The sequence below is a fragment of the Pontixanthobacter luteolus genome, from assembly GCF_009828095.1.
GTDB lineage: Bacteria > Pseudomonadota > Alphaproteobacteria > Sphingomonadales > Sphingomonadaceae > Pontixanthobacter > Pontixanthobacter luteolus.
Genome location: NZ_WTYP01000002.1, coordinates 277,700 through 301,423, shown reverse-complemented (window position 1 = coordinate 301,423; position 23,724 = coordinate 277,700). Strand labels below are relative to the sequence as shown.

The window sequence follows — 23,724 nt, the reverse complement described above, 5'->3', positions numbered from 1 at the left end:
GAAATGATTTTTGCAACTGCGAAGGGCCAAGTTATCGTATGCACGGCAATAGATTGTCGTTCGGTAGCCCGGACGCAAAAAAGCCCGCCAAACCTAGGGCGGGCTTCCTGCGCTTTCTCTAGTGTGCGTTGGTTCAGGCGGCGCCGCTCATGCGCTGCAGCTTTTCCAATGCCTCTCGCAACGCGCGCTCGGTTTCCATCGCGTTATTGGGCTGCGCCGAATTGCTGATCGTATGCGGTGCAGGTTTGGGTGCGCCGGCAACAGGCGGCGCGTCAAACGGGCGCGGTGCAGCGGCAGGTTCGCTTCTCGCAGAGCTGAAGACCGGAGCCGCTACTGCACTTTGTTCCTGACCGGGGAATACCACGACTGGTTCCGTCACTCCGGCGGTTTCTTCGCTGGGCAAGTCATCATCGATCCGGACGAACTCTTGCCCGCCGCCCAGTTGGCTCCTCATGGAGAGCAGTGAACTGTAGGCAGAATTGTCTTCGAGCTCGGGCTCCTCAGGGGCCAATTCGTCAGCCATTGAAGCGGCAAATTGCGGTAGCGAATTGTCTTCCGCGACCGGCGTTGCGGGCCCACCTGCCGGGTCAGCGAACGGACCGGCTGCCCGGGCAAAGGAAAGCGAGAGATCAAGATCACCGTCCTGGTCGTCGTCATCAGGCACGTCGTCGAAGCCCAGGGGCCTCAAGGCTGCGGGCATGGCTGCACTCGCCTGAGACAAGCTGTTCACAGAAGCGTTTGCTGTCGCTGAAAAGCTGAACCGTTCCGGCTGGCTGGTTTCAGCAGGCGCAAATTGCGGCTGGGCCTGCGGTTCAGGCTGCGGCTGGCTTTCAACTGCCGCAGGATTGGATCGGCGGAAAACCAAAGGCGATGCTGCCGGCTCAGGTTCTGCGGCCACTTCGGCCTCAGGAATGAACGCTGGCGCCGGGACATCATCCAGCCGGGCATCCTCAACTTCAGCCGCAGGGGCAGAAACGTGATTGGATTTCGACTGCAGCGCCATGGCGAACCGTTCCACCAGTTCCGCAATTCCCAGTTCGTTTAGCGGTCTCTCACCCAGCGGTGCGGCTGGCTCAACCGGCGCAGTGAACTGCTGTTCAGGCGGGGTGGCCGATGCTGGCGGGGCGAACGGGGCGGGTTCGTGTGCGGGTACCATGGACGGCTGTGTTTGACTGGACATTGGCTCTCGCTCCCCATGCGGGATTTCCGCCGGGGTCTGTTTTGGAAAATGGCTGTCTTCGGGTTCTACGGACGCCGACTGGGCGCCGTTCTTCAATGCGGCGATGGCTGGCTGCGCCAATTCGCTTGCAGTGGACGCGCCGAAGGGACGCGGTTCGTAAACTTCGTTCTCGATCGGCTGCGCAAACGGGCTTTCAACAGCCTCAGCGGCGGGTTCCGCCAGGGCCAATTCATGCAGCTCAAGCGGTTCGGCAGCTATGCTCGGCTCATCGTCAATATTCGTGCTGTGCTCTGCGTTCTGTGCCGCGCCATCACTGCCATCGTAATCTTCATGGTCATCGATGATTGCATCGCCGCCAGGGAGGGGGGCGGATTCGAAGAAATCGCTGGGTCCGCTGTCGTCGGTCACCGCAAGCGCGCGTCTCCGGCCACCGAAGTTTTCCCGCGCAATGTGCGGTTCTTCAAGCGGCTCGTCCAAGCCTTCGGAACCGAGCTCCTCATGGGCTGAGATCGGCGCGCGCATTGGCAGATCAGTTGCTACGGTGCGCTCGTCACCGGTTTTGGCATCGGCCTTGCGCGGTGAAGGGGTGCTTTGGCTTTGCGCGACCTTGCGGGCGATGAACAGACCGGCGGCAGCCCCTGCCAAAGCAGCAGAAATGGCGATCGCGAGACGCGCAGTCACGCCCAGCGGCGGTGCGGCAGATTGCCAGATCGATGCGATGCCGGTTGCGGTGACCGCTTTTTCAAGCAGCGCGATCGGCAGAACCAGACTGCCGAGGCCAAGCAGCGCTGCAAACCACAAGGCGACGACAGCCGGAAACGCCGGATGGGCGCTTATCGCAGCTTGATTCGCCGATTTGCTTTTATTTGTGCCTGCCACTTGTTGTCCTCGTTCAATCCGCTGGGAATGCCCGTCGCGCCTATGCGGCGGCCGAGATTTCCCGATTGGACCCTCGGGTTAGCAAATGATGGTAAACAGACTGATAACGATGAATGTTCTGCGCCCAGTCGTGATTGCGGATGACATGTTTCACCGCTGCTTCACGCATGGCAGGCCAGTTTCCACGGTGCCTGATCAGTTCATCCAGCGCGCCAGCAATGCCTGACGGATCGTCTGCGGGAAAAAGTATTCCGGTCTGTTCGTGCTCGATCAGTTCACGGTGTCCGCCGACATTTGATGCCGCGACCAGACGCTTCTGCGCCATCGCCTCAAGCGGCTTTAGCGGTGTCACAAGATCGGTCAGCCTGCTTGCCTTGCGCGGATAGGCAAGTACGTCGATCAGCGAATAATAGCGTTCGACTTCCGAGTGGGGAACGCGGCCGGTGAAATGAATCTTGCCGGCTGCACTGGATGCGGCCGCTTGTTGACGCAGCGATTCGTCGCGAGGCCCGCCACCCACAAGCAGCAATTGCGCACCGCTGTGCGATGCCTGCAGTTCGGGCATCGCGTCGATCAGATCGTCGAGCCCCTCGTAATCGTAGAAGCTGCCAATAAATCCGATGACCGGTCCGTCTTCCAGGCCCAATTCACGCGCAAGCCCATCGTCGCGCGCCGGCGGATCGCCGAACAGCGACAGGTCGACGCCGTTGGGCGAAATACCGATCTTGCCGCCATCGAAACCGCGCCCGATCAGATCGTCGCGCAGGCCATTGCAGATTGTGAATACCGCATCGGCCCCGGCGACCACCCGATTTTCGAGCGTGCGGGTCAGGCGGTATTTTAGCGAGTTCTCTCGACCCGTTCCGTTGCCCACTGCCGCGTCTTCCCAGAATGCGCGGATTTCATAGACAAGCGGTATGCCGAGCCTTCGCGAGGCTCTCAGCCCTGCTTGCCCGCACAGGGCGGGTGAATGGGCGTGCAGAATATCCGGGCGCCATTCCTGACAAAGCTCCTCGATTGCAGAAGCGAGTGCGCCGATTTCGCGCCACTCGCGCACGCCAGCGGGCCCTTCGGCCTTTCCACTGGTGCGGTGGAACAATAGGCCGTCCGCCTCCTCGACATCCGGTCCGTCAGCTTCATGGCGAAGTCCGGTGATTCCGCGCACCTCCAGCCCGGCGGCCTGCTGGCTCTTCAGAATTGCCCGCGTGCGGAAAGTGTACCCGCTGTGGAGGGGCAGGGAGTGGTCCAGAATGTGCAAAACGCGCGTCATGCATGGTCGAATGCCAGAACAAGCTTAACGGCGCGTCAACTCCATCTTGTTAGGGCGGCAGTCCAACCCACCGGAGCTTTACGCACCTTGATCGACTATTTCGCCCTTGCCCTGATCCACGGCCTGCTCCTGCTTGCGCTGATCCGCATTGCCGGGCGGGACGATCTGGACCGGGAAACCGACGCGAAACCGTCGCGTCGAAGAGTTCGTAACTCCGGGCAATCGGGCGAGGTTGCTGGCGATGATTGATCTTGCGCTGTTCGCGTTCATCGCGTCGGTCATGCTGATTGGTTTCAGGCGACCATTCATCTGGGTGCTCGCCTATATCTACGTCGATATCCTCAGCCCGGGCCGGATGGGCTACACGATCATGCCCGCGATCCAGATCTCGCTGATCACCTTCTGCGCGGCGTTTGCAGGGTGGCTGCTGACCGATTCGAAGCGCGAAGCGCGATTCACGCTAAGACAGGCGATCATGGGTGTGCTGCTGCTTTATTGCATGTGGACCACCGGCAATGCTGACTTCCCCGAATTCGCGGACGAGAAATGGCAGTGGGTATGGAAGGCGCTGTTTTTCGCCATATTCCTGCCCTTCACCATGATCACCCGGCTGCGGATTGAAAGCGCGCTGCTGGTGATGGTCCTGACGGTTGCCGCGATCGTGATTTCAGCGGGTATGAAAACCGTGCTGGGTGGCGGCGGCTACGAACGCAACCTGTTCTTCGTCAACGACAACAGCGGCATTTACGAAAGCTCCACCTTGGCGACTGTCGCCATCTGTAGCATCCCCGTAATTATCTGGTTCACGAAACACGGAACAATTTTCAAACCCGATTGGCGGGTCAAGACATTTGCCTATTCCCTGATCTTTGCATGTTTGCTGATGCCAATCGGGACAGAGGCGCGGACAGGCCTGATCTGTATCGCCGTGCTGATCGGCCTGGCGATGCGCGATGTGAAGCGCAGGCTGGTGTTTATCGTTTCCGGCGCGGCGCTGGCTCTGGTCGCGCTGCCGTTCATTCCGCAAAGCTATTACGAACGGATGTCGACCATCACCAGTCATGAAGGTGATCAGTCCGCCTCGACCCGTGTCGCGGTTTGGACATGGACGCTTGAATATGTGCAGGACAACCCGGTGGGCGGGGGTTTTGATGCCTATCGCGGAAACAAGTTCACCTATGACATGCCGGTCAAGCAGGAGAATCTCGACGGGAATACAGTTTCCGTCGAATACCGCGAGGTGACCGATAACGGCCGCGCATATCACTCGGCGATTTTCGAAATGCTCGGCGAACAGGGCTGGCCGGGCCTGTTTCTCTGGCTGTGGCTGCACGCGCTGGGACTGTGGCAGATGGAACGGCTGCGCCGCCGTTGGCGGGGCAGGACCGGGCCGGACCAGCAATGGCAGGCCCCGCTCGCAACCGCGCTGCAATATGCGCAAATCATCTATCTCGTGGGATCTCTGTTTCAGGGCATCGCCTATCAGCCATTTGTGTTGATGCTGGTTGCGCTGCAATGCGGATTGTGGAGCTATCTCAAGCGGACTGATCCGGAACAAGCGAAACAGCGGAAGCTGGCTTCAACGCGCTTGCAGTCTGGAGAGCAAAGGGCGGCTGATGGCCGTGCTGCGGCCCAACCGGAAGCGCCCGCCGCATCCTGATCCTGCGTGCCGGGCTTCGGCCCGACCGATTATTCCTGCAATTGGCCCGTCTTGCGGCCCGCGATTCCGTAAGGTCAGGTTGACGTTAACGGAAAGTGCGTTGCGCTCTGCGCCTGTATGCTCCATGTAGCGGCCAGATTTCACACAAGCGGCCAAAGGAGAGGCACATGTCCCCACAGGATATCGCAGCGAAGACAGGCGAAGTTATCGGAACCAGTGAATGGGCCGAAATGAGCCAGGAACGGATCAACCAGTTCGCGGACGCGACCGGCGATCACCAGTTCATCCACATCAACGAAGAAGCGGCCAAGATGACCCCGTTCGGCGGCACCATCGCACACGGCTTCCTGACCCTCTCCATGATCCCCTATCTCTCGGCCAATTCGGATATTCCGAAGATCGACGGCGTGAAGATGGGCGTGAATTATGGCGGAAACAAAACCCGCTTCATTTCCCCGGTCCGCAGCGGCAAGCGCATTCGCGGCCACTGGAAACTGACCGAAATGGTAGAGAAGCGTCCCGGCCAGTGGCAGCAGACCTGCGAAATCACGATCGAGATCGAAGGCGAAGATAAACCCGCCCTGATCTGCGAATGGATCACCATGCTGTTCGTCTGATTTTCCACCCCCTCCCCAGGAAAATCGACCGAATCACGACCAAAGAAGGAGTTCGCCATGCGCGACGCAGTAATCGTTTCAACCGCCCGTACCGGTATGGGCAAAGCCTATAAGGGCGCTTTCAATTCCACCCCTGGCGCAACGCTCGGTTCGTACTCACTCAAGCCCGCCATCGAACGCGCTGGCATTGAAGCGGGCGAAATCGATGACGTGCTGTGGGGCGCCGCTTTGCAGCAGGGTGCGCAGGCCGGTAACCTCGGCCGTCAGGTGGCGCTGCGTGCAGGCTGCCCGATCAGCGTTTCGGGCATGACCATCGATCGTCAATGCTCCTCGGGTCTGATGACTATCGCGACCGCCGCGAAGCAGGTCATCACCGACCGGATGAATATCGTCGCAGCTGGTGGTCAGGAATCGATCAGCATGGTTCAGACCCCGGAAATGCGCGTCATGCCGGACCCGGAACTGATGGCGATGCACGGCGCGATTTACATGCCGATGCTTCAGACCGCTGAAACCGTCGCCCAGCGTTACGGCATCAGCCGCGAAGCGCAGGATGAATACGCTCTCCAGTCGCAGCAGCGCACCGCCGCTGCGCAGGAAGCAGGCCTGTTCGACGACGAAATCGTTTCGGTCAGCACCACCCACAAGGTGAAAGACAGGGAAACCGGTGAGGTTTCCGATCAGGACGTGACCATCGCCAAGGACGAAGGCAACCGTCCGTCGACCACGCTCGAAGGCCTGCAAAGCCTGCAGCCGGTTCTCGGCCCTGATACGACCATCACTGCCGGTAACGCATCGCAGCTGTCGGATGGTTCCGCCGCTGTTGTCGTGATGGAAGCCAAGGAAGCTGAAAAGCGCGGCCTCAACCCGCTGGGCCGATATGTCGGCATGGCCGTTGCCGGTACCGAGCCTGACGAAATGGGCATCGGCCCGGTTTTCGCCATCCCCAAGCTGCTTGAGCGTTTCGACCTGTCGGTTGACGATATCGACCTGTGGGAACTGAACGAAGCTTTCGCCGTGCAGGTGCTTTACTGCCGCGACAAGCTGGGCATTGACAATGACAAGCTGAACGTAAACGGCGGCTCGATCTCTATCGGTCACCCATATGGCATGACCGGCGCACGCTGCGTCGGCCACGTTCTGCGCGAAGGCCAGCGCCGCAAGGCGAAATACGGCGTCGTCACCATGTGTGTCGGCGGCGGCATGGGCGCGGCGGGTCTGTTTGAGATCTTCTAAGCTGTAGCCGGGCCCGCGCTATTGCGGCGGGCTTGCCTAAAACTATCCAGCGGCCCATTCTCCGATCAGGAGGGTGGGCCGTTTGGGTATTGTAGAGATTCTTGGTGTCGCCGGTAGCGTCAGCCTGCTTGCGGGCTGGCGGCTTTATTTGTGCATTTTTGCAACCGGTCTGGCGATGCGGCTGGATGCGCTGCCCGTGCCGGAACATCTGACGAGCCTCGCGATTCTAGAGAATCCGTGGGTCATGGGTATCGCCGCGCTTGGGGCGGTTGCCGAATTCTTCGCCGACAAGGTCATGTGGCTCGATACGATATGGGACACGGTTCATACATTGCTGCGCCCGATCGGCGGCGCTTTGCTGGCGCTCGCAATTGTCGATCCGTCAGACCCGGCCATGCAGGTCATCGCGTTCATGCTGGGCGGCGGTGCTTCACTGGCTGCGCATGGCGGCAAGGCCGGTGCGCGCGCGGTGGTCAACACCAGCCCCGAACCGGTTTCGAATATCGCTGTGTCCACCGCAGAAGATGTTGCCACTGTGGGGCTGTTATACGCTGCCTATGAATACCCGTATTGGGCGGCAGCGATTGCAGCCGTCCTGCTGGCCCTGACGATCTGGCTGCTGATCACCGCGCGCCGCATCATCAGGCGTATCTTCAGCTTCGGAAAACCTCAGGAAATCCCGCCACCGCGCTGATTGGCAAGGGCGGGCAGATCACCCGTGTTCGGCGATGAATTCCTCGACCACGGGGGCGACCTTTTCACGCCATTTGCTGCCGTTGAAAATGCCGTAATGCCCGGCACCTTCGGCCATGTAATAGCGCTTTTTCTTGTCGGACAGCTTGTCTGCCAGCTTTAGTGCGGCCTTCGTCTGTCCCAGCCCTGAGATATCGTCACGCTCGCCTTCGATCGCGAGAATGGCCGTTTCGGTAATCTCGTGCAGGTCGACAATTTTCCCCCGGTGAACGAACGTGCCGTTGGGGATCGCGTGGGTCTGGAAAACTTCTTCGACCGTCTGGAGGTAAAACTCCGCCGTCATGTCGCAGACAGACCGGTATTCGTCGTAGAAATCCTTGGTCGCCTGGGCGCTGTCATCATCGCCTGCGGTCAGATGTTTGAACATTTCGTAGTGGCTCAGCATGTGGCTGCCCAAATTCATGCTCATGAAGCTCGCCAGCTGCAGGAACCCCGGATAGACCCGCCGGCCCGCGCCGCGATGGCTAAGCGGCACGGTCGCAATCACGGTTTCGCGAAACCATCCAATCGGACGTTCCATGGCGAGGTCGTTGACCGTCGTCGGGCTCTCACGCGTGTCGATCGGTCCGCCCATCATGGTCAGCGTCTTCGGGGCGCACTCGTGGTTTTCGCGGTTCATAATCGCGGTTGCTGCAAATGCCGGAACAGATGGCTGGCATACGGCCATCATGTGCGCGCCGGGGCCGATATGCTCCAGGAATTCGATCAGATAATCTATATAATCATCAAGATCGAAGCTGCCCTCGTGCAGCGGCACAGTTTTCGCGTCTGCCCAATCGGTTATGTAGACCTCGCAGCTGTCGACCATCCGTTCGACGGTGCCGCGCAGCAAGGTGGCGAAATGTCCGCTCATCGGGGCGACGATCAGCAATTTCGGCGCACCTTCCGGCAGGTCTTCGCGGACAAAGCGCTTCAGATCGCCAAAGGGCTTGTTCACCACTGTCGCCTCGGAAACGGGGTGTTGTTTCCCGCCGACCGTCACAGCTTCGATACCGAATGCAGGTTTGCCATAAGGGGCGGCTGCGTGGGCGAACACTTCCAGCGCCGATGCCGCCATCGGGCCAACGCCCATGTAGCCCATCGGCAATTTGGGATTGGACAGCATTTCAGCGCCGATCGATGCCCAGGCGCTTGCGCTGGACATCCAGGCGCGCTGCAATTCGTATGCGTGATAAAGCAAATGAAGTCCCCTGCGACGAAAGGTTGGCCGATACGGCCTATTGTGCACTGCACCATGAGCCTATTTCTTGCCAAGCGCAACGTCTGAAGGCGATTATCGTTCATATCGCGCCGTGCAGGTGGATTTTCCCCATCGCACTCCCTATTTCAGCGCAATGGACGCGGATCAGACACTGCAAGAAAGTGATCAGGCTCCTGCCGGGCGCAGGAGATTTGGACGGGGCAAGAAGGCCGGAAATTCGGAGCCTAAGCCGGCCAAGACGCTAGGCCCGCTCAAAATGATCTGGACGGAAGCGGCCAAATATCCGGGCAAGGTGGCAATGGCGTTTGTCGCGCTGCTGATTACCGCAGGTGCAACGCTGGCGATTCCTGCCGGGTTCAAGCTGATCATTGATTATGGTTTTGCCGCTGGCGGCGATCCTGATGAAATCGGGCGCTGGTTCCGATATCTGCTGCTGATCGTCGGCGTTCTGGCCATCGGCACGGCGCTGCGGTTCTATTTCGTCAGCTGGCTTGGGGAGCGCGTGGTCGCCGACATCCGCCGCAAGGTGCAGGAAAACCTGCTGCTACTGGCGCCCGCCTTCTATGAAGAAAACAGCCCCAAGGAAATCGCCAGCCGAATGACCGCGGATACCGGGCTGATCGAAGTGGTTGTCGGGACCACGGTTTCGGTCGCTCTTCGCAACATATTGATGGCGATCGGCGGGACGATCTACCTGTTCTACCTCGCTCCCAAGCTGACCATGGGCCTGCTGCTCGGTATTCCGCTGATCGTCGGGCCGATCATGTTTTTCAGCCGGCGGGTTCGGAATATCTCGCGTTCGAGCCAGGACCGTGTGGCTGACATTGGGGCGATCATCTCCGAAACGCTGGGCGCGATGAAAATCGTCCAGGCGTTCAATCAGGAAAAGCGCGAACAGGCCCGGTTTGGCGATGCCGTCGAGGCGACATTCGACACCGCTAAAAAGCGGATTCTCCTGCGCGCCCTGATGACGTCGATCATCATCCTGTTCATTTTCGGCTCGATCACCCTGATAATGTGGCGCGGCGCCGTTGGCGTCACCACAGGCGACATCAGCGGAGGCACCATCGCCGCATTCGTGATCACTGGCGGCCTAGTGGCAGGCGCATTTGGCGCTCTTACCGAGGTTTACGGAGAACTACTGCGCGGTGCAGGCGCGGCAAGCCGGCTCAACGAACTGCTGAATGAACGGCCCGCTATCGCCCCGCCAGAGCGGCCGCAGGAACTGCCGGTTCCGCCGCGCGGCAGCCTGTCATTCCGCAATGTCACTTTCCGTTACCCGACGCGGCTGGACACCGCTGCGCTCAAGGATTTCACGCTTGAGGTCGAGCCGGGCGAGACGGTTGCAATCGTCGGCCCTTCAGGTGCCGGCAAATCGACCATCTTCCAATTGGCGGAACGGTTTTACGACCCGCAAGCGGGCACCATCCGGATCGATGGCGTGCCGCTGACCAGCGCCGATCCGGCGGAGATTCGCAAGCGTATTGCGTTGGTCCCGCAGGATGGAGTGCTGTTCTCCTCCAACGCCCGCGACAATCTGCGTTACGGCCAGTGGGATGCCAATGACGAAGAAATCTGGGAAGCGGCACGGGCTGCCAATGCCGAGTCTTTCCTGCGAGATCTGCCGAACGGGCTGGATACCTATCTGGGCGAAAGCGGCACGCGGCTGTCGGGCGGCCAGCAGCAGCGTATCGCCATTGCACGCGCTCTACTGCGCGACGCTCCGGTTCTGCTGCTGGACGAAGCAACAAGCGCGCTAGACGCTGAAAGCGAACAATTGGTCCAGCAGGCACTCGACCGGCTGATGCAGAGCCGCACTACGCTTGTCATCGCGCACCGCCTTGCAACCGTGCGTGCTGCCGACCGGATTGTGGTGCTGGAAGACGGCCAGATCGTTGAGCAGGGCACGCACCAGCAATTGTCTGATGCTGGCGGGCTTTACAGCAGGCTGGCGGCCCTGCAATTCGCGTCCAGCGAAGCGGCTTAATCGACCAAGCTGCATATCAAACCGATGAATGTCGGCTGGAAATTACCGCATGCGGTATGACACACTCAATCGATAGTCCGGCTGGACTGTCTGGGACTGATTCTTTGGGAGCACAAATCACATGATTCGCACAATTCTTGCCGCAGGCGCGAGCGCCGTTGCGTTGATCGCCGCCACCCCGGCGATGGCCGAACATCACGGTGAAATGGATAAGAAGGAAGAGGTTGTTGCAACCCCGACCATGAGCTTTGGGGAATGGGGTGTTGATCCCGAATTGCTGAGCGACACGATCAATCCGGGTGATGACTTTTTCGCATACGTCAATCAGGATTGGCTGGATGCGAACCCGCTGCCCGCCGAATTTTCACGCTTCGGCGCATTCAACCTTTTGCGGGAAAAATCGACCACTGATGTGAAAGCACTGGTGGACGAACTGGTTTCCCGTGACGGCAGCCTGAGCGCCTCTGAACAGCGCATAGTCGATGCTTACAACGCTTTCCTTGATACCGAGGCGATTGACGCGGCTGGCCTGACAATGGCGCAGCCATATATCGACACAATCCAGGGTGCGGATACGCTGGCGGCTCTCGCCACGCTGTGGGGTACGCCGGGTTATTCCTCGCCTCTGGGCGGTTATGTGAATGTCGATGCGAAGGAACCGACCCGTTATTCGGTTTATGTCGGCGCCGGCGGCCTTGGCCTGCCGGACCGGGATTATTATCTCGACGAAACCGAGAAGGGCCAGGAAATCCAGGCCAAGTACCGCGAATACATGGCATTCCTGTTCAAGGAAGCCGGCTATGACGATCCGGAAGCGACCGCGCAGGCAGTTTACGATTTCGAAGATGCCATCGCACGCAAGGTCAGCTGGGACCGCGCCACTCGGCGCAACCGCGATCTGACATACAATGCTGTGACGGCCGATGAACTGGCGGATCTGGCCAGCGGTTTCCCGCTCGCCGCGATGCTGACAGCCAGCGGATTTGCAGATACCGACCGGTTCGTTGTCAGCGACCTGCCCCCTAGCGCTGAACGCGCCGGCGAACTCGGCCTGGACGAGGAAACCCTTGCCAAGATTGGCGGCGGTATGCCTGCGATGTTCGATCTGGCAGCCAACACTCCGCTCGAAGTGCTTCAAGCATGGACGGTCAAAGGCTTCCTTTCGTCCAATGCAGAAGTGCTCCCGACCCGGTTCGACGAAGCCAATTTTGCTTTCTTTGGCCAAACCCTGCGCGGCACGCCTGAACAGCGCGCACGCTGGAAACGCGCCATCGCCGAAACCGAAGGTGCGCTGGGTGAATTGGTGGGCGCGTCCTATGTCGAGCGTTACTTCCCGCCGGAGAACAAGGCTGCGATGGACGAGCTGGTCAAAAACCTGCGCGTCGCTCTCGCTCAAAGCCTCGATGACATCGACTGGATGGGCGAAGAAACGAAGAAGCAGGCGATGGACAAGCTGAACAGCTTCGATCCGAAAATCGGCTACCGCGATAATTTGGAAACCTATGAAGGTCTGGAGATCGTTCCTGACAATCCCCTCGCCAACCGTATGGCTGCGGCCGAATGGGGCTGGAACGACATGATCGCCAATCTTGGCGGTCCGATCGACCGGACCGAATGGTTCATGCTGCCGCAGACGGTGAATGCGTATTACAACCCGACGAAGAACGAGATCGTCTTCCCCGCGGCGATCCTGCAGCAACCGTTCTTCGGCATCAGCGCTGATCCGGCGGTCAATTACGGCGCAATCGGCGGTGTGATCGGCCACGAAATCGGCCACGGTTTCGACGATCAGGGTTCCAAGTCCGATGGCACCGGCATGCTGCGCAACTGGTGGACAGATGCCGATCGTGCAGCGTTCGATGAGCGCGGCGATGCGCTGGTCGAGCAGTACAATGCGTTCTGCCCGCTCGATGACGGCGAGACGTGCGTCAACGGCCGTCTCACGCTGGGCGAGAATATCGGTGACCTCGGCGGTCTGAGCCTTGCCTACCGTGCTTACAAGATCGCCACCGAAGGCAAGGAAGTGCCGGTGATTGACGGGCTGACCGGCGATCAGCGCTTCTTCCTCGCATGGGCGCAGGTATGGCGTTCGGCGCAGCGCGAAGAAAACTATCGCAACCGTCTGCGCACCGACAGCCACAGCCCTGAAGAATACCGGGTTAACGGCGTCGTTCGCAATATCGATGCCTGGTACGAAGCGTTCGGCGTGACCCCCGACAATGCGATGTATATTCCCCCGGAACAGCGCATTTCGATCTGGTAACAGCCAGCCTGAAATCCGGAACCAGCGAGCCGAGACGGCTTGCCTGCTACGGTTGAAAAGGCCATGGAACGGGCCGGATTGCAGTGGTGCGATCCGGCCTTTTCTATGAGCCTGTGTTACCCGGGCTTTTTGCAGGGATTCTGCCAGACCATGACACTGTTCCAGCAGCTTCTGATCGCGATCGTTCAGGGCATTACCGAATTTCTGCCGATTTCGTCGTCGGGGCACCTGATCCTGATCCCGCATCTGACGGACCTTCCCGATCAGGGGCCGCTGATCGACGTTGCGGTCCATATCGGGTCGCTGCTGGCCATCATCATCTATTTCCGCAAGGACGTGCTGGGTCTCGCCCGCGGCGGTTTTGCGACAATCGGGCTGGGTGACAATCCGGTCCAGCGCAAGCTGTTCATGTGGGTGCTCGCCGGTACGATCCCGGCGGTGATCGCCGGCCTGTTCCTGAAGACCGGCGGTTATATGGAGGGGTTCCGGACGACCGACCTGGTGGCAACCAACCTGATTATCTTCGGGCTGCTGCTGGGTGCGGCTGACCGTTGGGGCCGCCAGGACAAAAGCTACGAAGACCTGACGCTGCGCGACGCGGTTCTGGTGGGGATTGCACAGGCGATGGCTCTGATCCCTGGTACCAGCCGGTCAGGTTCAACCATGACCGCAGCGCGTGCGCTCGGTTATTCCCGGTTCGAATCGGCGCGTTTTTCTTTCCTGCTGGCTATTCCGGCAGTTGCAGGCGCAGGATTGTTGGCGGCGTTCGACCTAGCTGACTTGTCCGTACAGATGCAGATGGACGCGCTGTTGACCGGGGCGTTCACCTTTGTCGCTGCACTGCTGACAATGGTGTTCCTGATGAACTTCCTCAGGAAAGCCTCGATGCTTGTATTCGTGATTTACCGGGTGGCGCTCGGTATCGCGCTATTGATCATCTTCTAGGCAAGACTCTGGCATCCCGGAACGATTCACCGTTTCCCCGCGTTTCTTCACTGTAACGTATTTTGGAAATGGAAATGGGTTTAGTAATTCTTCTCGCTGTCGGGGGCATCCTCGGCTGGTTGTCTTCGATCGTCGTCGCCGTTCACGAGCGGCGCGAGAAGGCGCTCTACATCACCGCCAGCGTGTTCGGTGCGCTTGCCGCAGGCATTTATGCTGCGTCCAGCTCTCCATTGAGCGCGGTCAGCGGGGCATCGGTGATTGCCGCGACGTTAGGCGCGGTGCTGTGCATCACGCTGGCGCATCTGGTGCGCCGCAATCTCAACACCGGGCTCTGAGCCGCTTTAGGCAGGCTTCGCGCCGCTTCCGCGGCCACCACGCAGGAGATATTCCTGCGTTCCCCGGTTCACCACATAATCCACATCGATGACCGCTGAATTGGCATAGGTAAATGCCGGCGGCAGGTTACGATAAAGCTTGTCGAAATCGCGCTCCACGGTCTGCCGATAAAGGTCTTCAAAGCTTTCGATAACGAAATATGTCGGCTGCAGGTCGCTGATCACATAGTCGGTGCGCATGACCCGATCGACATTCAGCATGATCCGGTTGGGGCTTTCCGCCTCCACAGCAAACACGGCTTCGGTCGGGCCTGACAGGATACCCGCACCATAGGCGCGAATGTCGCCCGTTTGTTCTTCGATCAGGCCAAATTCAACCGTGTACCAGTACAGCGCACCCAACGCCTTCAGGCGGTTGTACTTCATCGCCTTCCATCCGGCCTTGCCGTATTCCTGCATATAATCGGCATAGGTCGGATCGGTCAGCATGGGGACGTGGCCGAACACATCATGGAATACATCGGGTTCCTGAATGTAATCGAACGTCTCGCGTGTGCGGATGAAGTTTCCGGCCGGAAAACGGCGATTTGCCAGATGCCAGAAAAACACGTGATCAGGAATCAGCATCGGTACCGGAACCACGCTCCAGCCTGTCAGCGCGTCCAGTTCTTCAGACAATCGCTTGAATTCAGGTACGCCGCCACGGCCCAGGTCGAGCTTCTCGGTCCCCTGCATAAAAGCGGTTGCCGCGCGTCCGGGCAGAACACCCATCTGACGCTCGAAAAGGTCGTTCCAGATTGCATCCTGATCGGAATCATACTGCGCCTGGCTCGGTTCCAGCCAATCGTCACCCAGATGCCCGGGCTTTTTCAGCGGAGCGGTGAAGACATCGGCCGGCATCTCCGGCAGGGTGGTAAAATCGCTTTGTGGTTCTGCTATTGTGGCCATAGTTTCCATTGATACCATTTATCGCCGCGCGGGTTAAGGCGGAATTAGGAGAGCAGGAATGCCCAGTCTGAAGCGCAAGGAATACGAGGATTTGCTTGAGCCGCTTGAGGAAGAGCTGGTCGCAATGGCGCGCTGGGCGCGGCACACAGGCGCGCGTATCTGCGTCGTGTTCGAGGGCCGCGACACCGCGGGCAAGGGCGGCGCAATCCGTGCCGTAAGTCAGCGGTTAAATCCGCGCCAATGCCGGATCGTCGCGCTGTCCAAGCCGAGCGAGGCGGAAATGACCCAGTGGTATTTCCAGCGCTACACACCCTATCTGCCGGCGGCAGGTGAAATAGTCCTGTTTGATCGCAGCTGGTATAACCGTGCGGGTGTGGAACAGGTGATGGGTTTCACCGAACAAAGCCGTGTCGACCAGTTTCTGACCGAGGCGCCTGTATTTGAACGGATGCTGGTGGATGACGGGATCTTGCTGTTTAAATATTGGCTGACCACCGATCAGGCAAATCAGGAAGAACGGCTGGCTGAGCGGCTGGAGGACCCGCTCAAGCGCTGGAAGCTGTCGCCTATCGATCTTGCCGCGCGGGAAAAATATGCGGCCTATACCGATGCGCGCGAAAAAATGCTGCGGGCGACGCATACTGAACACGCCCCGTGGACATTGGTCGATTTCAATGATCAGAAACGCGGCCGGCTAACGCTAATCCGCGATTTGCTCGACCGGCTGCCGGACACCCATATAGAGCCGCCAGCGTTGGAATTTCCTGACCTCGGCCATGCTCCAATGACAGAGACCTATTCAGTTATCGAGCCGATTGACGATTTCCCGATCGATTGACCGCGCGGCCACCCGGCGCTTCAGAAATCGCCTTTGTCGCTGCCTGAGACGATACCGGAATCGATTAGTTTGCCGATTTCACCCGATCCAAGCCCGAGCCGCTCGGCAAGGATTTCCTCGCTGTTCGCCCCGAGATAGGGCGCGGGTTTCGGCGCACCGCGATCCTGCTGGGGCAGGTTGGCGAACGGTCCGGGTGCCGGATATTCAAACCCGCTGGGATTTTCAGGCGACGGCCCGAACAACGGGTTGTTGGTGACCAGTTCCGGATCGGTCGCCGCTTCGTGCATCGTCCGGTACCTTTCGAACGTGGTACCCGCTGCCGCCAGACGCGCGGCCAGCGTATCGTAATCCATCGTATCGGCAACCGACTGGAACAGCGTGAAAAGCTCTTCGCGGTGAGTGAAGCGGTTGTGATCACTGTGCGCGAATTCGACACCGTGCCTCGCTTCGATGGCGGCGATCTGTTCGGCCACGCCGAATGCTTCGATCAGTCCCGACCATTGTTTCGATGTGAGCGCGGCAACCATGAAGCGCTTACCGTCCTTCGACCGGAAATCGCGCCCGAACGCACCCCATATCGCATTTCCGAGCCGCTGCCGGTCCGATCCGCGATAGAGCATTTCCGCCATCGCGCCGCTATTGGCGACCGTGCCGATCGCCACATCGCCCAGCGGAATGCGGATTTCGCCGCCTTCGCCGGTTGCATCGCGGTGCCGGAGTGCTGCCAGCAGAGTAAATGCGGTATACGCGCCGGTCAGGAAATCCCATGCGGGCAGCAACTGGTTTACCGGCGGGGCGGTTGCAGGATCCCATTCCGCCGGGCCGGTCATCAGCGGATATCCGCTGGCCGCATTGACGGTGAAATCCATCGCCTGGCGCCCATCGCCCCAGCCCATGATCCGCACCGTGATCATATCGCCGCGACCTTCCTTGAGGACCGCGTGCGAGAGGAAGCTTTTTTCCGGAACATTGGTGATCAATTGACCGGTCTTGCGGGCAAGTTCCTGAACCAGTTCGCGCCCTTCGCCGGTTCGCATATCCAGCGCGACGCTTTTTTTGGCCCGGTTCAGGTTTTCCCAGCTCAGCGAACGGCCAGCCTCTGTCAGCTGATAACGATCATAGTCCAATCCGCCGCCGATCTGGTCGACCCTGATCACTTCGGCGCCCATCTGCGCGCAGTAAAGCCCCGCAGTTGGCGATGCGACGAAACTGGAAACCTCGATAACCGAAAGTCCGGACAGGAGCTGATACATGTGCGGGATACTCGTTTGGCTGGCTGATTCAGTGACGCAGGGGCGCGTCGGTGCTTGTTATTCGGTTTGCTGCTTCGGCTCTTCGCTGGATTCTTGCTCCAGCGCCGCTTCTGGCAGGCGCCGTGCTTCGATCATCTCGGCGGCTTCGTCCAGTGCGCGGGCCTCGCCCACCGTCACGCCGCCCGGCCCCGGTTCGTTATCGGCTTTCCCGCAGGCTGCCGTCAGGCACACTGCAGCGATTATCAAGAGGTTCCTCATGGCATCACCATAGCGCACCGTTTGAAAAGGAAAAGCGGGCGAACTGCCTGTGCAACTCGCCCGCTTCCCAAATTGTCCAGCCGGGTGGAACGCGGCAGATTACATCGCGCTTTCGGCGTCTTCCTGGGCGTCGTCGACTGCATCGGCAACGTCGCTGGCAACTGCGTTGGCTTCGCCTTCTGCGGCGGCCATCACGTCCGCAGCAGCAGCAGCGGCAGCAGCGCCGGCATCATCGGCTTCCGCTTCGACAGCTTCCGACACGCTTTGCTCTGCATCGTCAGGAGCGGCAGCTTCCGCGTCTTCGGCAGGCTCTTCGACAACGTCTTCCAACGCTTCGTCAGCTGCCATTTCCACGTTTTCCGCTTCTGCCTCGGTGGAGGCGTCTTCGGCTGATCCGCATGCGGCGAGCGCCAGCGCGGCGGACGATACGAATGCAGTGTAAGCGATCTTCTTCATCAGGTGTGCTCCCAAAATCAAAACTGGTCCCGCGGTAACGCTACGGGTGCGATAATCCAGACTAGCCGCCGCTTATCCCCGCCGCAAATCCAATTTTGACGTGCGTGGAATTCAAGTCCGGCGGTTGCTCTGCCATAGCGGGCGGCATGATGAACGACGCCGATCCAGTCAGTCCGCCCGAGGCTGCTCTCCGCGATGCATCCGGCGCGCCCCTCGAAACCGCACGGGCAACGCTGCGCAGCGTATTCGGTTTTGATGCATTTCGGGGCAGGCAGGCCGAAGTCGTCAGCCGGATACTGGACGGCCAATCGGCGCTGGCGGTCATGCCCACGGGGGCGGGCAAGTCGCTGACCTACCAGTTGCCAGCGACCATGCTGGAAGGGACGTGCATCGTCATCTCTCCGCTGATCGCGCTGATGCATGATCAGCTGCGTTCGGCCCGGGCCAACGGGATCAGCGCCGCAACGCTGACCAGTGCCGATGCCGATTGGCGCGAGACGATGGATGCGTTTCGCGCGGGCGAGCTCGACCTGCTTTATGTTGCGCCTGAACGGGCGACCCAGCCGCAATTCTGCGACCTGCTGACTGCGGCGCCGATTGCGCTGTTTGCGATCGACGAGGCGCATTGCGTTTCCGAATGGGGGCATGATTTCCGCCCGGATTACCGCCAGCTCAGGCCGCTGCTCGACCGGTTCGATCAAGTGCCCCGGCTGGCGCTGACCGCCACTGCGGATCGCCGCACACGGCAGGACATTCTGGAACAGCTCGGCATCCCGCAGGAGGGGCTGGTCCTCGCCGGGTTTGACCGGCCCAACATCCGCTATCAGGTCACTCACCGTGACAGCCCGGTTCGCCAGTTAGTCGATCTGATGAACGAACAGCCCGGCCCGGGCATTGTCTATGCGCCGACCCGCCGCAAGGTGGAGGATATCGCGGCAAAACTGGCGGCGGAAACAGGCCGGCCTGTTCTGCCCTATCACGCAGGGTTGGAACCGGGCGTGCGCGCCGCGAACCAGGCCGCATTCGTGGCATCGGAAGACATGGTGATTGTGGCGACAATCGCGTTCGGCATGGGAATCGACAAACCCGATGTGCGCTTCGTCGCGCATGTCGGAATCCCGAAATCGATCGAGGCGTATTACCAGGAAACGGGCCGCGCGGGGCGCGACGGCGATCCTGCGCGGGCAGTGATGTATTGGGGCGCAGGCGATTTTGCCCAGGCCAGGCAACGACTGGGCGATATGCCCGAACAGCGGCGTAATGACGAGCGTGCGCGGCTCGATATGCTGGCGAGCCTGATCGAGACGCCGCATTGCCGCCGCGCTGTGCTGCTGCGTCATTTCGGGGAAGATCCGCCAAAAACCTGCGGAAATTGCGACAATTGCCTCAGTCCGCCGGAAGTTACCGATGCGACCGAGACTGCGCGCAAGTTGCTGTCGGCGGTGTACCGGACCGGGCAAAGCTTCGGGTTTGGACATATCCAGAAGGTGCTGACCGGCAGCGTGGACGATCGGATCGAGGGGCGCGGGCACGACCAACTGAGCGTGTTCGGTATTGTTGCCGGGGAAGAGGCGGCCATGCTGCAACCCCTTTCACGTGCGCTTCAGGCGCGCGGCGCACTGGTTGCCACCGAACATGGCGGGCTGGCCCTTGGCGGTGAAGCCCCTGCGATCCTCAAGGGCGAAATTCCGGTAGAGATCGTAATCCCGCCCAAACGCAGCAAAGGCCGCGGGCGCGGCAATTCGGCGGCCAATCCGGTCGGTGACCCGCTGTTTGACGCATTACGCGATCTGCGCCGCCAGCTTGCGCAGGATCAGGGGGTGCCGCCCTATGTCATCTTTCATGATGCCACCTTGCGGGAAATTGCATCGCGGCGCCCTGCCGATCTTGCAGCGCTAGGCCAGATCAGCGGAATCGGCCGCAAAAAGCTGGAGGCATATGGCAGCGAATTCCTGTCCGTGGTGCGCAGCCAAAAGCCTTAGCGGGGCATTAACCCTTTTTCGCTATCGCGAGAGGCATGGAAGACCATGCTCACCCTTCGCCGCTCGAATATCCAGTAAGCCGGCCATCATCGAAATTCATTCTGGTTCTGGCAGCGCTTGCGATTGCAGCAATCCCTGCCGGCGCGCTTTTTGCGCAGGACCGGGGCGGTTTCACGGTGGTCGAGACAGGCCGCAGTTTTGACCGCCTGCAACAGGCCGTCGACGCGATTGGCAGCGGCACAGGCACAATAGCGGTTGCACCGGGCACCTACCGGCAATGCGCGGTCCAGGCAGCGGGCGCGATCTCTTACATGGCGAGTGAGCCTGGCAAAGCCGTGTTCGACGGTGTGACTTGCGAAGGCAAGGCGGCGCTCGTCCTGCGCGGACGGGACGCCAGCGTTTCAGGTCTGGTGTTCCGCAACATGGCGGTTCCCGATTTCAACGGCGCGGGCATCCGGCTGGAGCAAGGCAATCTGACCGTCGCGCAAAGCTGGTTCATGAACAGCCAGCAGGGGATTTTGACCGCCAACGACAGCGGCGGCAGGATCGTGATCGACAAGTCGACATTCTCCGGTCTTGGAACCTGCGAAGGCAGCGGCGGCTGCGCGCATTCGATCTATATCGGCGATTATGGCCATTTGCGGGTTACCCGCAGCCGGTTCGAAAAGGGCCGCGGCGGACATTATGTGAAAGCACGTGCGGCGCGGGTCGACATCGCGTCTTCCAGCTTTGACGATTCAGCGGGCCGGGGCACGAATTACATGATCGACCTGCCCGCAGGAGCGACCGGCCAGATCACAAACAACTGGTTCGTGCAGGGGCAGGACAAGGAAAATTATTCGGCCTTCATCGCGGTCGGGGCAGAAGACCGCCTGCATCCGTCCAGAGGCCTGCAAATTGCCGGAAACGATGCCCGGCTGGCGCCGTCTGTTCGCCGCAGCACGGTGTTCGTGGCGGACTGGTCAGGCGATGATCTGGTGATCCGCGACAACAATCTGGGTCAGGGCCTGCAGCGCTTCGAACGCCGATAGGAACATTGTCGCTCTCTGCGCCGTTGATTGGGCAAGGAGATTACAATGGCAGGCGGATGGGCGCGCGATGGCGCCGTACAGGATCAAATCGACGACACGGTGAGCGACGCTGTCAAGGCAGCGCGTGCGCGGATGCCCGAGGGCAACGGCGCGAAATATTGCGACGATTGCGGGGAGCCGATCCCGGTGAAGCGGCGCAAGGCTTTACCCGGAACTCGTACCTGCGTGGCTTGCCAATCGGCCCGCGATGGCCAAGTGCAGCGCAGCGCCATCAACCGGCGCGGCAGCAAGGATAGCCAGCTTCGATGAGTTCCCCCTTTATCTGGCTGCAGCATATTGCCCCGCAGCATATCTTGACCAAGATTGCTGGCAAATTCGCCCGCAGCGAAAGCGCGTGGCTGCGCGACCGGATGATCCGGCGCTTCATCAAAACCTATAACGTCGATATGGCGCAGGCCGACCGTCCAGAGGGCGAATATCGCAGCTTCAACGATTTCTTCACCCGCGCGCTCAAGCCCGGTTCGCGCCCGCTGGCAGATGGAACGCAGCGTGTGCTCTGTCCCGCCGACGGCGCCGTCAGCCAGCTCGGCAAAATCGAGCAGGGCCGCATCGTTCAGGCCAAAGGTCAAAGCTACACCGCGGCTGAACTGCTTGGCGGTGACGAAGAACTGGCGAAGAAATTCGAAGGCGGCAGTTTTATAACGATCTATTTGTCGCCGAGCGATTACCACCGGGTGCACATGCCAGCGGCTGGCACGCTTGATCACACGACATATATCCCGGGCGACCTGTTTTCGGTCAACACGGCGACTGCGCAATCCGTGCCGCGGCTGTTTTCGCGCAACGAACGCCTATCCTGCGTGTTCGATACGCCGCGCGGCGCTGTTGCCAGCGTGATGGTGGGGGCGATGATCGTGGCAAGTATCGAGACTGTCTGGGGCGGTCTGGTGCAGCCCCATGGCAAGAAAGTGATCCGCACCGATTTTGCGCGGGCCGGCAAAGATGCACCCAGATTTGCCGCTGGCGATGAAATGGGCCGGTTCCTGCTCGGTTCTACCGTTATCCTGCTGTTTGAGCCCGGCACAGTCGAATGGTCCGAAGGGCTGGAGCCGTTGACCGTTGTTCGCATGGGCCAATCGCTGGGTAAATTTACCCGTCAAGCCGCGGAAAACGCATCGGCATAGTGTACTACGCCTGACGGGGGCGGTCCATCCAGCACCAGACGCTGGAAATACTCTGCTGGCGGCCCGGGATAGCTAAGCTGAGGATCGTGCTCAAAGCCGAAACGGGCGTAATACCCGGGATCACCCAGCAACACGATGCCGCATGCACCGGCTTGGCGCAGTTCGGCTATGCCCTGATTGATCAATGCGGTACCTATCCCGCTGCGCTGGAATTCGGGCAGCACCGAAACCGGGCCCAGACCATACCAGTCGGCGCTATTGTTTGAGATTGTTACGCGCGAGAACGCGATATGGCCGACAAGGCCGTGATCGGCTCGCTCCGCAACCAGCGATAACGCCAGATCACCGTCGCTGCGCAGCTGGCCAATCAGATCAGGCTCGCTACCGTCGCTGAACGCCGTGCCCAAAAACGCGGCCTCGGTCAGCGCGTGAATGGATGGCTCATCGCCCGGTCTTTCGGGCCTGAGGGTAACGGCACTCACGTAAGCAAGTGCCCCGACTTGTCGCGCTTCACCGCCAGATAGCGGCGATTATGCGGGTTGTCGGGTAGCTGGTGCGGCACGCGTTCGGCCACTGTAACCCCCGCCTTTGCCAGCGCATCGACTTTCTTCGGATTGTTGGTCATCAGCTTGATCGATTTCACGCCGAGCAGTTCCAGCATCCTTGCGGCAACAGGGAAATCTCGTGCCTCATCTGGCAGGCCAAGCCTCTGGTTCGCCTCGACCGTGTCGAAACCCTGATCCTGCAACTGGTACGCGCGCAGTTTGTTAATCAGCCCGATGCCGCGCCCTTCCTGCCGCAGATACAGCAGAATACCCCAGCCGCCTGCATCGGCCTGCTTCGCCATTGCGGCCAGGGACGCATCGAGCTGCGGACCGCAATCGCATTTCAGACTGCCCAGTATATCCCCAGTCAGGCATTCCGAGTGCAAACGCACCAGCGGAACCGAGTCGGCCGATTGCTGCCCGATTACCAGCGCGACATGTTCGCGCAGATCGTCAGCGCTACGGAACGCGATGATACGCGCGTCCTCGCTCGCATTGACCGGCAATCTGGCCTGGGTCGCGATCCTAAGCTGGGCGGTGTCGGACCATGCCGCGAGATCGCCGGACACCAAGCATTCCGCCTCGCCTGCGCCGGACGGTGCCACCAGGAATGCCGGCAATATCCCCGCAATCCGCGCGAGCTCCATCGCCGTTTCCGCCTGCGTTTGCCACTCGATTTGCTCGGCCTTGAACGGACCTTTCATCGGATTGAGCAGGTCGAGCGCCGGATCTGCAATCGGGCGCGCCGTCGGCAGGTCGAACGGCTCCGCACCCCGGATCAGGACCGGCGCGTGCGGAGCTGCCGCCTCGCGCTGGTTCGCCATCTTCAGAGTCACGGCACGGGCTGCCGATATCAACATTCGCGGCGATTTTGCGTCCGCAGCTATGGCCGTTTCGACCGGC

The 23,724-nt window shown here is 60.3% G+C and carries 23 protein-coding genes; 14 read left to right on the top strand and 9 right to left on the bottom strand.

Going from position 1 to position 23,724, the window contains the following annotated elements:
• Positions 1-133 precede the first annotated feature (133 nt).
• Positions 134-2,059, bottom strand: coding sequence for a hypothetical protein (locus GRI43_RS09960; protein WP_160730969.1), 1,926 nt, complete (start codon positions 2,057-2,059; stop codon positions 134-136).
• A 40-nt stretch (positions 2,060-2,099) separates the two neighbouring features.
• Positions 2,100-3,329 carry a TIGR04063 family PEP-CTERM/XrtA system glycosyltransferase gene (locus GRI43_RS09955; protein ID WP_160730968.1) on the bottom strand — a complete coding sequence of 410 codons (1,230 nt, stop codon included), beginning with the start codon at positions 3,327-3,329 and terminating at the stop codon, positions 2,100-2,102.
• An 87-nt stretch (positions 3,330-3,416) separates the two neighbouring features.
• Between GRI43_RS09955 and GRI43_RS13890 the strand changes: the two genes are divergently transcribed.
• The 5 genes from GRI43_RS13890 to GRI43_RS09935 all read left to right on the top strand — a co-directional run bounded on the left by GRI43_RS13890 (position 3,417) and on the right by GRI43_RS09935 (position 7,536).
• Positions 3,417-3,578, top strand: a complete 162-nt coding sequence (locus tag GRI43_RS13890) for a hypothetical protein (RefSeq protein ID WP_202391694.1) — start codon at positions 3,417-3,419, stop codon at positions 3,576-3,578.
• The gene (locus GRI43_RS09950; RefSeq protein ID WP_160730967.1) at positions 3,571-4,989 is read left to right on the top strand and encodes a DUF5935 domain-containing protein; all 1,419 of its coding nucleotides are present in this window, start codon (positions 3,571-3,573) and stop codon (positions 4,987-4,989) included. The genes GRI43_RS13890 and GRI43_RS09950 overlap by 8 nt, the downstream gene beginning before the upstream one ends.
• A gap of 167 nt (positions 4,990-5,156) precedes the next feature.
• On the top strand, positions 5,157-5,606 hold the full coding sequence (locus GRI43_RS09945) for a MaoC family dehydratase (protein WP_160730966.1): 450 nt from the start codon (positions 5,157-5,159) through the stop codon (positions 5,604-5,606).
• 57 nt (positions 5,607-5,663) lie between these two features.
• Positions 5,664-6,842: an acetyl-CoA C-acyltransferase gene (locus tag GRI43_RS09940; RefSeq protein ID WP_160730965.1), complete on the top strand. Its 1,179-nt coding sequence runs from the start codon at positions 5,664-5,666 to the stop codon at positions 6,840-6,842.
• Positions 6,843-6,924: 82 nt separating this feature from the next.
• Positions 6,925-7,536, top strand: a complete 612-nt coding sequence (locus tag GRI43_RS09935) for a DUF4126 domain-containing protein (RefSeq protein ID WP_160730964.1) — start codon at positions 6,925-6,927, stop codon at positions 7,534-7,536.
• A gap of 18 nt (positions 7,537-7,554) precedes the next feature.
• Here the strand turns inward: GRI43_RS09935 and GRI43_RS09930 are convergent, their stop codons facing one another.
• A complete protein-coding gene (locus tag GRI43_RS09930) occupies positions 7,555-8,775 on the bottom strand; it encodes a polyhydroxyalkanoate depolymerase (protein ID WP_160730963.1) in 1,221 nt (406 codons plus the stop codon).
• A gap of 277 nt (positions 8,776-9,052) precedes the next feature.
• Between GRI43_RS09930 and GRI43_RS09925 the strand changes: the two genes are divergently transcribed.
• From GRI43_RS09925 to GRI43_RS09910, 4 genes are all read left to right on the top strand, one after another.
• The gene (locus GRI43_RS09925; protein WP_235903781.1) at positions 9,053-10,783 is read left to right on the top strand and encodes an ABC transporter transmembrane domain-containing protein; all 1,731 of its coding nucleotides are present in this window, start codon (positions 9,053-9,055) and stop codon (positions 10,781-10,783) included.
• Positions 10,784-10,904: 121 nt separating this feature from the next.
• Positions 10,905-13,046, top strand: coding sequence for a M13 family metallopeptidase (locus GRI43_RS09920; RefSeq protein ID WP_160730961.1), 2,142 nt, complete (start codon positions 10,905-10,907; stop codon positions 13,044-13,046).
• A 150-nt stretch (positions 13,047-13,196) separates the two neighbouring features.
• Positions 13,197-13,991: an undecaprenyl-diphosphate phosphatase gene (locus GRI43_RS09915; RefSeq protein ID WP_160730960.1), complete on the top strand. Its 795-nt coding sequence runs from the start codon at positions 13,197-13,199 to the stop codon at positions 13,989-13,991.
• Between the two features lie 74 nt (positions 13,992-14,065).
• Positions 14,066-14,326: a GlsB/YeaQ/YmgE family stress response membrane protein gene (locus GRI43_RS09910; RefSeq protein ID WP_160730959.1), complete on the top strand. Its 261-nt coding sequence runs from the start codon at positions 14,066-14,068 to the stop codon at positions 14,324-14,326.
• 6 nt (positions 14,327-14,332) lie between these two features.
• On the opposite strand, the gene phhA is transcribed toward GRI43_RS09910, so the two are convergent.
• Complete coding sequence (phhA, locus tag GRI43_RS09905) at positions 14,333-15,274, bottom strand: phenylalanine 4-monooxygenase (RefSeq protein ID WP_235903780.1); 942 nt, start codon at positions 15,272-15,274, stop codon at positions 14,333-14,335.
• Between the two features lie 58 nt (positions 15,275-15,332).
• On the opposite strand from phhA, the gene ppk2 reads away from it, so the two are divergent.
• Positions 15,333-16,112, top strand: coding sequence for a polyphosphate kinase 2 (gene ppk2, locus GRI43_RS09900; protein ID WP_160730958.1), 780 nt, complete (start codon positions 15,333-15,335; stop codon positions 16,110-16,112).
• A gap of 20 nt (positions 16,113-16,132) precedes the next feature.
• Here the strand turns inward: ppk2 and GRI43_RS09895 are convergent, their stop codons facing one another.
• The 3 genes from GRI43_RS09895 to GRI43_RS09885 form a co-directional block, all read right to left on the bottom strand.
• Complete coding sequence (locus tag GRI43_RS09895) at positions 16,133-17,365, bottom strand: CoA transferase (protein ID WP_160730957.1); 1,233 nt, start codon at positions 17,363-17,365, stop codon at positions 16,133-16,135.
• Between the two features lie 57 nt (positions 17,366-17,422).
• The gene (locus GRI43_RS09890) at positions 17,423-17,623 is read right to left on the bottom strand and encodes a hypothetical protein (protein ID WP_160730956.1); all 201 of its coding nucleotides are present in this window, start codon (positions 17,621-17,623) and stop codon (positions 17,423-17,425) included.
• 99 nt (positions 17,624-17,722) lie between these two features.
• A complete protein-coding gene (locus GRI43_RS09885) occupies positions 17,723-18,079 on the bottom strand; it encodes a hypothetical protein (protein WP_160730955.1) in 357 nt (118 codons plus the stop codon).
• 149 nt (positions 18,080-18,228) lie between these two features.
• On the opposite strand from GRI43_RS09885, the gene recQ reads away from it, so the two are divergent.
• Genes recQ through asd form a run of 4 tightly spaced genes read left to right on the top strand, consistent with a single transcriptional unit; the run spans position 18,229 to position 22,276 of the window.
• The gene (gene recQ / locus GRI43_RS09880; RefSeq protein WP_160731682.1) at positions 18,229-20,061 is read left to right on the top strand and encodes a DNA helicase RecQ; all 1,833 of its coding nucleotides are present in this window, start codon (positions 18,229-18,231) and stop codon (positions 20,059-20,061) included.
• A 35-nt stretch (positions 20,062-20,096) separates the two neighbouring features.
• Positions 20,097-21,092 (top strand): right-handed parallel beta-helix repeat-containing protein, encoded by a 996-nt coding sequence (locus GRI43_RS09875; RefSeq protein ID WP_160730954.1) that lies wholly within the window; start codon positions 20,097-20,099, stop codon positions 21,090-21,092.
• Between the two features lie 45 nt (positions 21,093-21,137).
• Positions 21,138-21,401 (top strand): DksA/TraR family C4-type zinc finger protein, encoded by a 264-nt coding sequence (locus tag GRI43_RS09870; protein WP_160730953.1) that lies wholly within the window; start codon positions 21,138-21,140, stop codon positions 21,399-21,401.
• On the top strand, positions 21,398-22,276 hold the full coding sequence (gene asd, locus GRI43_RS09865) for an archaetidylserine decarboxylase (RefSeq protein WP_160730952.1): 879 nt from the start codon (positions 21,398-21,400) through the stop codon (positions 22,274-22,276). Before GRI43_RS09870 ends, asd begins: the two co-directional genes overlap by 4 nt.
• Here asd and GRI43_RS09860 read toward each other — a convergent pair.
• On the bottom strand, positions 22,249-22,758 hold the full coding sequence (locus tag GRI43_RS09860; protein WP_160730951.1) for a GNAT family N-acetyltransferase: 510 nt from the start codon (positions 22,756-22,758) through the stop codon (positions 22,249-22,251). The genes asd and GRI43_RS09860 overlap by 28 nt on opposite strands.
• The gene (gene ribA, locus GRI43_RS09855; protein ID WP_338090034.1) at positions 22,755-23,657 is read right to left on the bottom strand and encodes a GTP cyclohydrolase II; all 903 of its coding nucleotides are present in this window, start codon (positions 23,655-23,657) and stop codon (positions 22,755-22,757) included. The genes GRI43_RS09860 and ribA overlap by 4 nt, the downstream gene beginning before the upstream one ends.
• Positions 23,658-23,724 lie beyond the last annotated feature (67 nt).

What these genes read in the sequence shown, in the direction of transcription:
- GRI43_RS09955 (WP_160730968.1), bottom strand. Translation starts at nt 3,329, where the DNA reads ATGACGCGCGTTTTGCACATTCTGGACCACTCCCTGCCCCTCCACAGC.
- GRI43_RS09950 (WP_160730967.1), top strand. Translation starts at nt 3,571, where the DNA reads ATGATTGATCTTGCGCTGTTCGCGTTCATCGCGTCGGTCATGCTGATT.
- GRI43_RS09945 (WP_160730966.1), top strand. Translation starts at nt 5,157, where the DNA reads ATGTCCCCACAGGATATCGCAGCGAAGACAGGCGAAGTTATCGGAACC.
- GRI43_RS09940 (WP_160730965.1), top strand. Translation starts at nt 5,664, where the DNA reads ATGCGCGACGCAGTAATCGTTTCAACCGCCCGTACCGGTATGGGCAAA.
- GRI43_RS09925 (WP_235903781.1), top strand. Translation starts at nt 9,053, where the DNA reads ATGATCTGGACGGAAGCGGCCAAATATCCGGGCAAGGTGGCAATGGCG.
- GRI43_RS09920 (WP_160730961.1), top strand. Translation starts at nt 10,905, where the DNA reads ATGATTCGCACAATTCTTGCCGCAGGCGCGAGCGCCGTTGCGTTGATC.
- GRI43_RS09915 (WP_160730960.1), top strand. Translation starts at nt 13,197, where the DNA reads ATGACACTGTTCCAGCAGCTTCTGATCGCGATCGTTCAGGGCATTACC.
- GRI43_RS09910 (WP_160730959.1), top strand. Translation starts at nt 14,066, where the DNA reads ATGGGTTTAGTAATTCTTCTCGCTGTCGGGGGCATCCTCGGCTGGTTG.
- phhA (WP_235903780.1), bottom strand. Translation starts at nt 15,274, where the DNA reads ATGGCCACAATAGCAGAACCACAAAGCGATTTTACCACCCTGCCGGAG.
- ppk2 (WP_160730958.1), top strand. Translation starts at nt 15,333, where the DNA reads ATGCCCAGTCTGAAGCGCAAGGAATACGAGGATTTGCTTGAGCCGCTT.
- GRI43_RS09895 (WP_160730957.1), bottom strand. Translation starts at nt 17,365, where the DNA reads ATGTATCAGCTCCTGTCCGGACTTTCGGTTATCGAGGTTTCCAGTTTC.
- GRI43_RS09890 (WP_160730956.1), bottom strand. Translation starts at nt 17,623, where the DNA reads ATGAGGAACCTCTTGATAATCGCTGCAGTGTGCCTGACGGCAGCCTGC.
- GRI43_RS09885 (WP_160730955.1), bottom strand. Translation starts at nt 18,079, where the DNA reads ATGAAGAAGATCGCTTACACTGCATTCGTATCGTCCGCCGCGCTGGCG.
- recQ (WP_160731682.1), top strand. Translation starts at nt 18,229, where the DNA reads ATGAACGACGCCGATCCAGTCAGTCCGCCCGAGGCTGCTCTCCGCGAT.
- GRI43_RS09875 (WP_160730954.1), top strand. Translation starts at nt 20,097, where the DNA reads ATGGAAGACCATGCTCACCCTTCGCCGCTCGAATATCCAGTAAGCCGG.
- GRI43_RS09870 (WP_160730953.1), top strand. Translation starts at nt 21,138, where the DNA reads ATGGCAGGCGGATGGGCGCGCGATGGCGCCGTACAGGATCAAATCGAC.
- asd (WP_160730952.1), top strand. Translation starts at nt 21,398, where the DNA reads ATGAGTTCCCCCTTTATCTGGCTGCAGCATATTGCCCCGCAGCATATC.